The sequence below is a fragment of the Pseudovibrio sp. Ad26 genome (genome assembly GCF_001623285.1).
Taxonomy (GTDB): Bacteria; Pseudomonadota; Alphaproteobacteria; order Rhizobiales; family Stappiaceae; genus Pseudovibrio; species Pseudovibrio ascidiaceicola.
Map to the genome: position 1 here is coordinate 151,039 of NZ_LMCE01000058.1, position 13,247 is coordinate 164,285.

12 protein-coding genes are annotated in these 13,247 nt (G+C 50.1%); 7 read left to right on the forward strand and 5 right to left on the reverse strand.

Features of this window, described 5'->3' with window-relative positions:
- Nucleotides 1–1,401 (reverse strand): MFS transporter, encoded by a 1,401-nt coding sequence (locus tag PsAD26_RS13445; RefSeq protein ID WP_063310827.1) that lies wholly within the window; start codon nt 1,399–1,401, stop codon nt 1–3.
- A 328-nt stretch (nt 1,402–1,729) separates the two neighbouring features.
- Here PsAD26_RS13445 and guaB point away from each other — a divergent pair, with 328 nt between their 5' ends.
- Both guaB and PsAD26_RS13455 read left to right on the forward strand, forming a co-directional pair.
- On the forward strand, nt 1,730–3,232 hold the full coding sequence (gene guaB, locus PsAD26_RS13450) for an IMP dehydrogenase (protein WP_063310828.1): 1,503 nt from the start codon (nt 1,730–1,732) through the stop codon (nt 3,230–3,232).
- Nucleotides 3,233–3,786: 554 nt separating this feature from the next.
- Nucleotides 3,787–5,817, forward strand: coding sequence for a methyl-accepting chemotaxis protein (locus tag PsAD26_RS13455; protein WP_063310829.1), 2,031 nt, complete (start codon nt 3,787–3,789; stop codon nt 5,815–5,817).
- A 68-nt stretch (nt 5,818–5,885) separates the two neighbouring features.
- Here PsAD26_RS13455 and PsAD26_RS13460 read toward each other — a convergent pair whose 3' ends face one another.
- A complete protein-coding gene (locus PsAD26_RS13460; protein ID WP_063310830.1) occupies nt 5,886–6,182 on the reverse strand; it encodes a hypothetical protein in 297 nt (98 codons plus the stop codon).
- A gap of 303 nt (nt 6,183–6,485) precedes the next feature.
- Between PsAD26_RS13460 and PsAD26_RS13465 the strand changes: the two genes are divergently transcribed.
- Nucleotides 6,486–7,778 carry an RsmB/NOP family class I SAM-dependent RNA methyltransferase gene (locus PsAD26_RS13465; protein ID WP_063310831.1) on the forward strand — a complete coding sequence of 431 codons (1,293 nt, stop codon included), beginning with the start codon at nt 6,486–6,488 and terminating at the stop codon, nt 7,776–7,778.
- Between the two features lie 80 nt (nt 7,779–7,858).
- On the opposite strand, the gene PsAD26_RS13470 is transcribed toward PsAD26_RS13465, so the two are convergent.
- Nucleotides 7,859–9,082 carry a tetratricopeptide repeat protein gene (locus PsAD26_RS13470; RefSeq protein WP_063310832.1) on the reverse strand — a complete coding sequence of 408 codons (1,224 nt, stop codon included), beginning with the start codon at nt 9,080–9,082 and terminating at the stop codon, nt 7,859–7,861.
- Nucleotides 9,083–9,390: 308 nt separating this feature from the next.
- On the opposite strand from PsAD26_RS13470, the gene PsAD26_RS13475 reads away from it, so the two are divergent.
- The 4 genes from PsAD26_RS13475 to PsAD26_RS13485 all read left to right on the forward strand — a co-directional run bounded on the left by PsAD26_RS13475 (nt 9,391) and on the right by PsAD26_RS13485 (nt 12,329).
- The gene (locus PsAD26_RS13475) at nt 9,391–9,885 is read left to right on the forward strand and encodes a MarR family transcriptional regulator (RefSeq protein ID WP_057460936.1); all 495 of its coding nucleotides are present in this window, start codon (nt 9,391–9,393) and stop codon (nt 9,883–9,885) included.
- 115 nt (nt 9,886–10,000) lie between these two features.
- The gene (gene guaA / locus PsAD26_RS13480; protein ID WP_057460937.1) at nt 10,001–11,551 is read left to right on the forward strand and encodes a glutamine-hydrolyzing GMP synthase; all 1,551 of its coding nucleotides are present in this window, start codon (nt 10,001–10,003) and stop codon (nt 11,549–11,551) included.
- A 190-nt stretch (nt 11,552–11,741) separates the two neighbouring features.
- Nucleotides 11,742–11,915, forward strand: a complete 174-nt coding sequence (locus PsAD26_RS29700) for a hypothetical protein (RefSeq protein WP_193758291.1) — start codon at nt 11,742–11,744, stop codon at nt 11,913–11,915.
- Between the two features lie 36 nt (nt 11,916–11,951).
- Nucleotides 11,952–12,329: a class I SAM-dependent methyltransferase gene (locus PsAD26_RS13485; RefSeq protein WP_063310833.1), complete on the forward strand. Its 378-nt coding sequence runs from the start codon at nt 11,952–11,954 to the stop codon at nt 12,327–12,329.
- A gap of 22 nt (nt 12,330–12,351) precedes the next feature.
- Here PsAD26_RS13485 and PsAD26_RS13490 read toward each other — a convergent pair whose 3' ends face one another.
- Together PsAD26_RS13490 and PsAD26_RS13495 are read right to left on the reverse strand one after the other, a co-directional pair.
- Nucleotides 12,352–12,693: a TraR/DksA family transcriptional regulator gene (locus PsAD26_RS13490; RefSeq protein ID WP_063310915.1), complete on the reverse strand. Its 342-nt coding sequence runs from the start codon at nt 12,691–12,693 to the stop codon at nt 12,352–12,354.
- A gap of 106 nt (nt 12,694–12,799) precedes the next feature.
- Nucleotides 12,800–13,108 carry a PilZ domain-containing protein gene (locus PsAD26_RS13495; RefSeq protein WP_057460940.1) on the reverse strand — a complete coding sequence of 103 codons (309 nt, stop codon included), beginning with the start codon at nt 13,106–13,108 and terminating at the stop codon, nt 12,800–12,802.
- Between the last annotated feature and the right edge of the window lie 139 nt (nt 13,109–13,247).

Genomic DNA, 13,247 nt, shown 5'->3' on the forward strand with positions numbered 1-13,247 from the left:
TTATTGATGTAAATGTGCTTGTTCATCCACTTTGTTCTTGCCGAGATTAACGGGCAGAAACCAGAAAAACAGCACGGGCAGCAAGGCAAATAAACCAGTGCAAACGGAAAGCCAGATAAAATCAGGCCCGGTGAGCATGTGCTCTTCTGTGATGTTCTGCCGAACATGCAAAACGGCAGCAGCAAAGCCAACCGCCAGTGAAATGGATAGTTGCTGAACCAGTCCTGCAAAGCTCACACCCTGATTAACAAGACACCTGGTCAGATCCGCATAGCTTGCTGTGTTGGCAGATGTGAATACAAGGCTTCGTGTGAAGCCTGTGAGCAGGATGAGGAGCGCGACTGCTGCAAGTGACTTGGTAAGCCAGACAAAGCCCACAGCCAGTGTTAAAACGGCAAGAACAATGGTGCAGGGCAGCAAGACGCCGCGAAAGCCGAATGTTTTGATCAATCGGTGAGCGACCACGCGTGAAAGCAGGGCTCCAATGGCTGCGGCGCCCATAAGGAGTCCTGTTGTCAGACTATCAAGGCCCATGGGAATTTGCAGCATGAGCGGCATGACAAACGCAAAGGAAGCGACGCCGATGCGCAAAGGGACAGCCGCATAGGTCGAGACACGATAGCTGAGATTTGCGAAGAGCTTCAGGTCAATCACTGGATGGGGAGCGCGCCGTGCATGCCATATAAAAACCAGGGCGAATGATAAACTTGCTGCAAAAAGGCCAAGGGGAATAAATGCATCGCCTGTGATCTTTGTTAGATTAGCAATCCCAGCCAGGAGCGATGCGGCAGTACTCCCTAGCAAAATGAACCCCGGAAAATCGAAGGGCACCTTGTTCTTCCGTCTGTAATTGCGAAAGTAAAAGCTGCTCATAGTGCCAACGGCAACGCAAACCGGCACATTGATCAAAAAAATCCAGCGCCAATTGAGATAGTGGACAATAATGCCGCCCAGAAAGGGGCCAAAGGCAATTCCGAATGCAGCGGGCGTGACGACCCAAACCATCGCTTGCACAAGGTTCTTCGTGCCTGCCATGCGGATGACTGTCAGACGTCCAATCGGCATTAGAAAGGCTCCGGCAAACCCCTGAATTGCCCGGGCAATCAAAAGATGGGTCAGATTGCTAGAAAGGGCGCATGCCACTGACATGCTCATAAACAGGAGCGCTGCGCCAACGAACAAACGTTTTGACCCGAACCGGTCAGCTGCCCATCCCGATATGGGAATAAACACCGCCAATGTGAGCTGATAGAGCGATATGGTCATATGTAATGAAAGTGGATTAATTTTAAGATCATGAGCGATAGTGGGGATCGCAACTCCAAGCACTGTGGCATCCAACTGCACCAGCAAAAGCGTCATGCCAACGATCACTGTTGTCATGCGGAGGCGGTACGGCATGCTCGGAGCTTTCCGGTCTGAAATCACTCAGGAGTGTCGGCGAAGACCTCTGAGTATCCCTGAAGGTGTTTGTTCTCGGAAGCTGACCTTAAAGGAACTCGGTCTATCAACGCTCATCGACGATACTTGCAATTTAGTAAAATCGATGGGGTGAGGAGCAAATATGCATTCCGGAGCCTAAATCTGATAAATGCCCCTTTTCAAATCGCAAAAGCCGTGGTAGTGACCCGCGTCAACTTCTCTATATTTTCAGACAACTCTGCAGTCAAATCCACTTGAGCAGGGAGTGGGTCAGGGCGGTCTATATTCATCCGAAGGGAATTTGGCAATGCCTACATTTTACGAACCATCTTCAGGTCACGAAGCGCTGACTTTTGATGATGTTCTGCTCCTTCCAGGGCATTCTGAGATCATGCCAGCGCAGGTCGAACTGCACTCAAGAATCTCTCGCAATCTTCGTTTGCACTTGCCTATCCTCTCTTCCGCAATGGACACAGTGACAGAAGCACGCCTCGCGATTGCTATGGCACAGGCTGGCGGCCTCGGCATCATCCACAAGAACATGACACCAGAGCGTCAGGCTGAAGAAGTCCGTCAGGTGAAGAAATTCGAGAGCGGCATGGTCGTCAATCCATTGGTGATTGGCCCTGATGCAACTCTCAAAGACGCACTCAACCTGATGGAAGCGCACAAGATCTCCGGTGTGCCAGTGGTTGAAAACGGTGGTCGCGGCGGTACTGCCACAGGTCGTCTCGTTGGTATTCTGACCAACCGCGACGTACGCTTTGCCTCAAACCCTGAGCAGCTGGTCTGCGAACTGATGACCCGCGACAACCTGATCACAGTTCGCGATAACGTTCGTCAGGATGAAGCCAAGCGTCTATTGCACCAACACCGTATCGAAAAGCTTCTGGTGGTTGATGAGAACCAGTCCTGTGTTGGCCTTATCACTGTTAAGGATATGGAAAAGGCGCAGCTCAACCCGAATGCATCTAAGGATGCGCAGGGGCGCCTTCTGTCTGGTGCAGCAACCAGCGTGGGCGAAGATGGCATGCGTCGTGCGGAGGCCCTGATTGAGGTCGACGTGGACCTGCTGGTCGTAGATACCGCGCATGGCCATTCACAGGCTGTAATTGATCAGGTAGCTGCAATCAAGAAGCGCTTCCCGAGTGTAGAGCTGGTGGCTGGCAACGTAGCAACTCCAGCGGCGACAAAAGCACTGATCGAAGCTGGTGCTGACGCCGTGAAGGTGGGTATCGGACCGGGTTCTATCTGTACAACACGCATTGTTGCTGGTGTCGGTGTTCCTCAGCTCACAGCGATCCTTGAGTGCGCAGCCGAGGCTGCTAAGGCTGATGTTCCAATCATTGCAGATGGTGGCATCAAGTTCTCCGGCGATATGGCAAAAGCATTCGCAGCAGGCGCAGGCTCCTGCATGGTGGGTTCACTGCTGGCTGGTACCGAAGAAAGCCCAGGCGAGGTTTACCTGCATCAGGGCCGTTCCTACAAAGCTTACCGTGGTATGGGGTCTGTCGGTGCTATGGCACGTGGTTCCGCAGATCGTTACTTCCAGGCAGAAGTCTCTGATAAGCTGAAGCTGGTTCCAGAAGGTATTGAAGGGCAGGTGCCCTACAAAGGTCCGCTCTCTTCCGTTCTGCACCAGCTCGCAGGCGGTGTCCGTGCATCCATGGGCTATGTCGGCGCACCAAACCTGCCAGAGTACAAAGACCGCGCAACCTTCGTCCGCATCTCCGGCGCCTCCCTTCGCGAAAGCCACGCCCACGACGTCACGATTACAAGAGAGAGCCCGAATTACCCCGGTGCAGTCTGAGCAGCACAACTAGTCTGAGTGAATTTTAATTTGATAATCGCGGTTATTGGATCCTCCAGTAACCGCGATTTTTTTATGTGAAGTCAGATCACTTGGACTCATGAGAGCTGCGTATCAACCTTTTCTGCTCCACCCTTTCCTTCGAAGGCAGGTAAATGATCTGGCCTACAGGAGGGTGTGCGCTTCGTGACCTAGCGCTGTAAAGGCGCGCAAGTAAGCTAATAAATTGGATTAAATTTTGCTGGCAAAGTAATTCCAAGTATTGAATGGAGTGCCTTAGTTGTTTTTCTGAATATGTGATGCATGCATATTAAATATAAATATTCATCTATATCCGAGGTGATCTCACTTAGAAAACTTTAGTTTTGTATATTAGTCAGTTATTCGATTGAAGAAATTAATTTAGATTATGCAATAAGTTAGGTGAATTGTAATTGTATGCGTCAAAATGTATTACTAGATTTTCTTTGAAAAGCACTAGACTTAAGTTGCAATTAATTTTTCAGGGATAGAGAGGTTTAGAATAAATTGAACTAATTCAATGGAAAATAATCATGTCACTGCGCCTAAGGATATTCGCCGCTGCGAATGCCGTTTTTTTGCTTGGCTTTATTGCACTTATCACAGTTGTTTCCGTCCTTATGTCCAATTCCTCAGAAGAGGCCGGTCAGGAATTACTTATTGAGAATGCCCAGGTTCAAGCAGATCTGGCCAATCAAACAATTAGCGAAGCACAAATCATCACGTCAAGTTTTGCAGACCAACTCGAACAAACATTGCGCCATGCCGATCTAACTCGTGAGCAGATCGCCCAGATCGCCCGAGACTTCTTTGCCAACAATCCGTCCATTGATGGCCTGACCACCTCCTTCGAGCCAAATATGATTGGCGAAGATGCTAGCCACGCTGGTCAGGACTACTCTGGGAAAACCGGCCGTTTCTCACCTTACTTCTCTCGCAAGGATGGCAAGGTTGGGTGGCGTATTGCGGGTGCGGACGAAGCTGATGCAGATAGCTGGTATGGTCTTCCTCTCAGGCTGGGGCATGACGTTGTCACACCGCCGTACAGCTTTGAATCACAAGGTGACACCGTAATGGCTGTCTCCATGTCGTCACCTGTCTTCAATGGCAATGGTAATGCAATTGGTGTCATCACTGGCGACGTGTTCCTTAACGGCTTGATCGCAAGTCTGGAAGCTTCCAGAAAATTCAAAAGTGGGTTTGTCGGCCTCGTTAGCAACGATAGCAAATGGGTAGCTCACTCCAATTCGGAGTTGAAAGGCGAAGAAATTCCAGCAGAGATAGCTCAACTTCTCACTGAGGCAGGTACGCAGCCAACTGTTGTTGAGCTTGGTGATAAGGAAATAGCGACCTATCCGCTGACACTGCGTGGTACAGAGCAGGTCTGGTCCGCAATTGTCTCCGTGGATAAGTCAGAACTGCTCGCAGCTGCCAACGCAACACGAAACAACGCTATCATTACGGCGCTTATCTGTCTTGCCTTTGGTGTCGTCGTTCTCTGGTTTGTTGGCTCCTCCATTGCAAGACCTGTTGTCGGTATCACTGCACGGATGAACTCTCTGACAAAGGGCAATGTAGATGAGCCTGTTGCCTTCACTGGCCGTAAAGACGAGATCGGACAGATGGCGAAGGCTTTGGAAGTCTTTGTCAGCAATGCAGTTGAGCGCATGAATCTGCAAAGTGAATCCGAACAGGAGCAGGAAGCTCGAGCGCTTCGCCAGAAACATATTGATGAGCTCATTACAGACTTTGATGAAACCATTCAGGAAAGTCTGACGACAGTCGCGGATAACTCAACTGAAATGGAAGTCTCTGCCAAGGCACTGACCGGCATCGCTGAGCATGCCACTGAGCAATCAACAACGGCTGCCGCCTCTTCTGAGGAAGCGTCTACCAATGTACAAACGGTAGCGTCGGCAGCAGAAGAGCTGGCCGCATCCATTGATGAGATCAGCAGACAAGTTGGCCAAACTCAAAAAGTTGTCGCAGACGCTACATCTACAGCCCAGGTCACAAATGATAAAGTCTCCAGTCTGGATAGTGCTGCGCAGCGTATTGGCGAAGTGGTCACACTCATCCAAGCGATCGCAGAGCAAACCAACTTGTTGGCTCTGAATGCGACCATTGAGGCAGCTCGTGCCGGCGAAGCTGGCAAGGGCTTTGCTGTTGTTGCAGCTGAAGTGAAAGAGTTGGCCAATCAGACCTCAAAGGCGACCGAAGAAATCTCCAGCCAGATTGTAGGCATTCAGAATTCGTCTCAGGAAGCCGTTGGCGCAATCAGTGCAATCACCAAAACCATGTCTGACGTCAATGATATCACAGCAACTATCGCAGCTGCTGTTGAGCAGCAGGGGGCAGCAACCACTGAGATTAGTGAGAACGTGCAGCAAGCAGCTGTAGGCACTCAAAATGTTGCTGAAAGCATGGCGGGTGTATCATCTGCCGCATCAGAAACCAGCGCAACTGCAAGTCAGGTTCTGTCATCCTCTCAGATCCTGAATAAACAGGCAGACCTGTTGCGGGACAATATTGCAAGCTTCTTGCGCAATGTAAAAAGCGCCTGATAACAATCAAATGCTAATATTTAGATGGCTCATTCCGGTTTCGGGTGAGCCATTTTTTTATGTCGCAGCTAACGGTGAATTCTGAGAGTGAAGAAGCTCAGGATGCTTAAATATGTCAAAAGGCACACCACTGAGTAATACCATGTTGCCGAGACAGAAAATGCCAGTTCCAGAAGAGCAAGGCATCCCAGTGTCAGGACCGAAGAGAGCAATGCATCCATTGTAAATGCGCCTGCTGCAAATACGTAGTGGTTCTGCTTCAAACCAACTGATGAGTTGGATGCAATCGAAGCACCGATGAGGTCTGCTTTCAGGAAATACAATATTGCATTGCCAAGTAGAAATATGGAGATCTGATAAAACATGAAACGCAACACGCATTGTTTACAGTGATCTGATGAGTTGCGAGGCAGGATCTACGTTTTTATTAAAATGCGCTATGTGTCATGAGGTAGCGGAAGCAGGTCGTAAATATCTGTATTTTTACTGTTATCTGCTAAATTCAGCATATATGAGTTATGCAACACCCAAGAAATTGTTGAATGAGTTGATGTGAGGTTTGCCTCACACATGCTATGCACTATTGAAAAGCCTTGAGTATTGGCATACACGCTGCAAAGCCAAACAAATAAATCGTAAAATAGAATTCACGGAATTAAGGATCATTCATGCGCGACGGTGGACGAATTGCGGCTGCAATTGAAGTGCTGACAGAGATTAATGAGCGCCGCCGTCCTGTGCAGGAAGCCCTGAAGGACTGGGGCAACAAGCATAGGTTTGCAGGATCCGGAGATCGGGTTGCTATCGGCAATCTGGTATTTGATGCGCTGCGCCACAAACTCTCCCATGCTCAGGCGATGGGATCTGACAGTGCGCGCGCGCTTGTTTTGGCAACCTACATCTGGGGCTGGGGCAATCAGGTGGAAAAGCTGGAGCAGGTGATGGAAGAAGACCGTCACGCACCAGAACCGCTATCAGACACTGAACGTGACGCATTGATTGAAAACAAGCAAGTCGGCGATAACGACCAGATCTCAGCAAATGTTCCGGAATGGCTCTGGTCGCACTTTCAGGATAACTTTGGTGACGAGACGCTGGCAGTTGGGCGTTCTCTTTCTGAACGTGCGCCGATTGATATGCGCGTGAACACGGTCAAAAGCTCGCAGGAAAAAGTCCTCAAGCGTTTGTCTCACCTTAATCCAGAAGTAAGTGGCTTGTCTCCTGTAGGCGTTCGTCTTGAACCTGTAATTGGGCCGCGCAAATCACCTCACGTTCAGGCCGAAGAGAGCTTTCGCAAAGGCTGGTTTGAATTGCAGGATGAGGCCTCTCAGATCGCATCTATCCTGTCAGGCGCTCAGCCGGGTGAACAGGTTTTGGATCTATGTGCAGGTGGGGGCGGTAAAAGCCTCGCTTTGGCTGCGCAGATGCAGAACAAAGGACAGATCTACGCTTATGATGCCCATAAGACGCGTCTAGCGCCACTTTATGACCGTATGGCCCGCGCAGGGGTGCGAAATATCCAGACGATTGACCCGCAAACCGGCTCTCTTGATATCTGCGAAGGCAAGATGGATCGCGTGTTCGTGGATGCGCCTTGTTCAGGTACTGGTGTATGGCGTCGTCGTCCAGATACCAAGTGGCGTGTAACAGAAAACGCTCTGAATGGACGTGTTGAAGATCAAGCTCAGGTTCTGGAAACTGCGACACGCTTTGTGCGTTCAGGTGGCAAGCTGATTTATGCAACTTGCTCTTTGGTGCCAGCGGAAAATCAGCTGCAAGTCAAAGCGTTCCTTGAAAAGAACGCTGACTTCAAGCTTGTTGATCTTGCGCCGGTTTGGGAAGAGCATTTTGGTGCAATAGCATCCCGTCGTCCACTGTTTAAGGATGGCGGTATGATCACTCTGACGCCTTATCATACCGGTACTGATGGTTTCTTCATCGCGATGATGGAACGTATTTGATATCAGCACCTTGGCTTTAATAAAAAAGCATGTCGCATATGAAATGCGACATGCTTCGAAACGGCAAACAAACCATGGGATTAGCTGGAGGCTTTCTCTTCAAGCTCATCAGGTACCTCAGATTTACCCTTGACGACATCTTCCGCCAGCTCTTCAGGAGCAGCATCTTCACTCTGTGCCTTAAATACGCTTTCACCGGCCTCTTCCAAAGCTCTGGCTTCTATGCTTTTGCTGTGCTCTGAAGGCTCAGGTGCAACTTTTTCCTCACGAACAGGCCGCTCATAACCTTGCTCAGCAAGATATTCGACCTCTTTGATCGCTGCTTCGGTTGCCTCCAAAAACTGACTGTTTCTGGATGAAGACGTCAAGACATCACGAGCGGCATCAGTGGCACCAGCTGCGGCAAGAGCTGCGCCAAGTGCGTTGCTGACTTGCTTATTGCCTGGTGCAAGCCGCCATGCGGCAGCCGCGTGATAAACTCCGGCATAAACAAGACCAAGTTTGCGCTTGCCAATGCTCAGATGAACGAGCGCAGCCGCGTTCTCAGGCTCACACGCATGAGCCAGTTCAAAGCTCTCTACAGCACTGGAGGTGTTTTCTTCCAGCAAGTAAGCGTGCCCCATTGCGAAAAGCACTTCGACATTGCGGGGCTGCAGGTCATGAGCCTTGTCCAGATGCGCCAGTGCTTCCTCACTCTTTTTGCGAATGATGAGCAGCTTTGCGAGGCCAACCAGAGCAGGAACATATTGTGAGTCAACTCTGAGTGCTGCCCGATAGTTCAGGGTTGCCGCTTCCGCCTTGGTCTCCGCACTCAAAGCATCGCCAAGAAGTGAAAGAGCAGGGGCGCTGTTTGGAATCAGTTGTACAAGGCATCGGGCATACGGTTCTGCTTCCGCGTGCCCATGCATTTTGATCAAAATGGTTGCGAGCCCATAAAGCGCATTCCGGTTCTCCGGCTCAGCTTCCACCACCGCATCAAAGGCTTCTTTAGCTTGTTCCAGATACCCCAGCAAAAGCAGCGCATTGCCCATGTTGGAGCGTGCAGCCAAGTGTTCTGGTTTCATGAACAATACTTTACGCAAATGGGCGACGGATTCCCTCAAATCTCCATTGCGCAACATAATCGTTGCCATCTTGAAAAGAAGCTCGACATCATCAGGGTAGCGTCCAACAAGATCCTGATAGACTGGGATCACTTCATCAAAGCGCTCGTCCTGTTCCAGGTAGGCAATAGCATCAAGTGCAGCATTGATTTTTTCTTGCCGGGCGTTAGTGTCCGGTATACCGCGCAGTGTCTCTGTCATCTTTTACGGACCCCCTCGTTGGGCAGTGCCGCCCGTAGATCCATTCGGATGGATCTGCTGACAGGCAATTCTGCGAATCAAATTCGTATCTATGCACGATGAAGCCTAAGCGGTTGGCAAATCAGCGTCAAAGGTGGAACGGGTTGATCCTGAAGGAAGGCGTGGATAGATGATATTGAACGCATCAAAACCACATTCAGGGGCTAGTGCCTGGGAAAAATCACCAATATTCAAGACAGCTTAACCATTTTCCGTTTTCTTATCGGTCAATGGAATGAAGCAAAGCATCCGACGCAGGGCAAAGGGTTATGGCGGAGAAATACCGTGCGAAAATAACGACACAGGCAAGTTTGTTTGAAGACGAACATAACGTCGAGTTGTTGAACTATTTGCCTCTGCGCATCATCGCGACTGGCCGCTTTATTGAGCGCCGGCTTTCCGAGCATTTACAGAAGCAATATGGTTTATCGCTTCCCTCGTGGCTCGTGTTGAGTGCACTGGAGCGGATGGGTGCTGTGTCTGTACGGGAGTTGGGGCCAGTTATTGGATTGGATACGGTGGCTGTATCGCGTGCTGTAAAGCGCCTGTCAGAAGCAAATCTTATAAAAAAACATGAGCACCCTCGAGACCGTCGCCTTGTCCGTTTGAACTTGGCAGAAGATGGACGCGTTGTTTTACGAGCTCTTGAGGCCCAACTTGAACAGCTTGAGAAGAATCTACTGCCGCAGTTAGATGTGCAGGAGCGCATCAGATTGGGGCAAATGATGAGCCGTATCGAAGAACACGAGCAGTCGATATTGTAGCTGACTGGACCTTCGGACAAAGCACACAGAAAAACATCATCTGCCCTTAACGGAACCGCGATTTTTCCGCGTAAAAGACCTTTCCAAATCAATGCGCACAGAGTAGAAGCTGCGCATGACAGACCGCATCCTCATTATTGATTTTGGTTCTCAGGTCACTCAGCTGATCGCGCGCCGTGTGCGCGAGTCTGGTGTGTACTCCGAGATCGTTCCGTTCCAGTCTGCAGAAGCTGCTTTTAAGGAGATGAATCCAAAGGCGGTGATCCTGTCAGGTGGTCCGGCATCCACGACTGAAATGGGGAGCCCACGCGCACCCCAGATCGTATTTGAGGCTGGTATTCCTGTCCTCGGAATTTGTTATGGTCAGATGACCCTTTGTGTCCAGAATGGCGGCAAAGCGGAAGGCTCTGATCATCGCGAGTTTGGCCGCGCCTTCCTTGAAATTAAAGGGAAAAGCCCACTATTTGATGGGGTTTGGGACGAAATTGGCTCCAAACATCAGGTTTGGATGAGCCATGGTGACCGTGTTGTCGAGCTGCCCGAAGGTTTTGAGGCAATTGCAACCTCTGAAGGTGCACCATTTGCTGCTTATGCAAATGAAGCCAAAAAGCAATACGGTGTTATGTTCCACCCAGAAGTGGTTCACACTCCCGATGGTGCGAAGCTCATCGAGAACTTTACGCATAAGATTGCAGGCTGTTCAGGCGACTGGACAATGGCTGAGTACCGCCAGCAGGCGGTAGAGAGTATTCGTCAGCAAGTTGGCGACAAAAAAGTCATCTGCGGCCTGTCCGGTGGCGTTGACAGTTCTGTTGCTGCAGTGCTGATCCATGAAGCAATCGGCGACCAGCTCACTTGTATCTATGTTGATCACGGTTTGATGCGCATGGGTGAAACGGAGCAGGTCCTGTCCATGTTCCGTGATCACTACAACATCCCGTTGGTGCACGTGGATGCTGCTGATCTGTTCATTGGTCAGCTGGAAGGCGAGAGCGATCCGGAAGTCAAACGCAAAACCATCGGCAGGCTCTTCATTGAAGTTTTCGAAGAAGAAGCGAAAAAACTTGGCGGCGCAGACTTCCTCGCACAGGGCACGTTGTACCCTGACGTGATTGAGAGTGTTTCCTTCACGGGCGGTCCATCCGTCACCATCAAATCTCACCACAACGTGGGAGGCTTGCCAGAGCGCATGAATATGCAGCTGGTTGAGCCACTTCGTGAACTGTTCAAAGATGAAGTTCGTGACCTTGGTCGCGAATTGGGTTTGCCAGACAGCTTCATTGGACGGCACCCATTCCCAGGTCCGGGTCTTGCGATCCGCTGTCCGGGCGGTATCACGCGTGAGAAACTGGATATCCTGCGTCAGGCAGATGCCATCTATCTGGATGAAATCCGCAAAGCTGGTCTCTATGATGCCATCTGGCAGGCATTCGCTGTTCTGCTGCCGGTCCAAACCGTTGGTGTTATGGGCGATGGCCGCACCTACGAGTTCGTCTGCGCCCTGCGCGCAGTAACTTCAGTAGATGGCATGACTGCTGATTTCTATCACTACGACATGGAATTCCTAGGCCGGGCGGCAACCCGCATCATTAACGAAGTCCGCGGCATCAACCGCGTCGTTTATGATGTGACCTCAAAGCCTCCGGGAACCATTGAGTGGGAATAAACTAATCAAAACCGGGGAGGGCAACTTCCCCGGTTTTTTCTTGTTCAGTGATCAATGCCACGTCCAATTTTGCACGGATTTCTAATTAGCCCAGTTGGTTCATACTGCCTGATGTTTTGGGATGTGGAGTCAGTCACCAAAGGATTTACCTGATGCAGAGTTGTATCTAACTGAGCAACACAGAGAACTCTTGCTTTGCCAACGGACGGATCTGATCGGCAAAGGTGAAGATGCAGTCCTGCGTCTATATCGAAAACACATCGCCAAAGCTGTCCGAGTGTTGAAGGATCACGTCTTGGACCTTGCTGCGAAAGGTCGATTTCTGGATATTGGCTGCGGTCTCGGATTTGGCCTGCTCGTTTAAAAGGGGTTATATGGGGCGGATCATTGTTTTGTCGGCTTGGATAAAAATGGCAAAGACAAGGAAATTAAATACGGATTTCAGCCTGATGCAGCGATCTATAATGATCTGGCACGCACAGCCGAAAATTTACAGCTCAATGGAATCGCATCTGAAAACCTCAGTCTTATCAATCTGGATCATGATGCGTTTCCTGATGACACGTTTGATGTCGTTGTGTCTTTTCTTGCTTATGGCTGGCATTTTCCGATTTCAACGTATTTTGAGACACTGAAGCAAGTCATCAGAAAAAAGAGCATCATCTACCTCGACCTGCGCCGTAGGACAGATGGCATCTCGATGATGGCTTCAGAATTTGATCTCGTCTGGGCAAGAGAAAATAAGAAGGGTGTCAGTACAATTTGGAGAGCGCGTTAGAGCGAATTTCAAACGTAGTTATCTACCCAAACAACTTTGCGCAGCTTATGCAATAAAGAGCGGCTGGGTCTACGCGCAGTCGGGCTTCCGGAATATCATCTCCGCATTCAAGGCAGAAGCCGTATTCGTCCTCTTTGATCCGCTGCAGAGCGCTGTCGATCCGTTGAAGTTCTCTGGCGCGTTGGCGGTCATTGGCTTGAGCCATCGCTTGCCGTTGCATAGCGTCCATGCGGGAGAGGCGGCCAACGGACTGTTGGTCAAGCGCAACCGTTGCACGGTCTCCCTCAGAGATAGCAGTGAGTTCTGTCAGTTCTGCCTTTCGTGCAAGAAGTAACTTCTCTGCATCATTGAGAGCCAGTGTCATCAGATCATCTCCCGCCCAAACCGTCAGGTAGTCAGTATGAGCGCGAATTGAGAAACTGTGCAAGCAAAACAAAACGCCCAACATAGCGGGCGTTTAAGGGAGTGGACTAGATTTTCATCAGGCTGGAAACGGTTTCTTTTTCGCCCACAAACTCTACGCCCAGTGTATCTGCTGTTCTCCAGCGGACTTCGGTTTGCACGCGCTGGCGCAGATGAACCAGATAGAGTGTAAACTCATCGGGAATATCGATCGTTGTTTCCATCTTCAAGCGGGCACCAAAATCGGACAAATCTCGAATAACACAGTCGAAAACCATCGACTGGCTCGCAAAAACAATGCGCCCTTCTTTAAGCGTACGCCGACGGCGAACGCGGCGACGTTCACTAGTTTCTGTTGCACTGTCACTTTCGGACATAGAACTTTCCAGGCACTGTTTCTGTTTGTGAAACCTTAGATCTTGCGCAAATATAGGAGTCAAACAGTCAAGTTATGATATATGCAGATAAACAACTCACCCTGATTTAGCGAGAAAAGCAGCATGAGCTCAAGGGTTC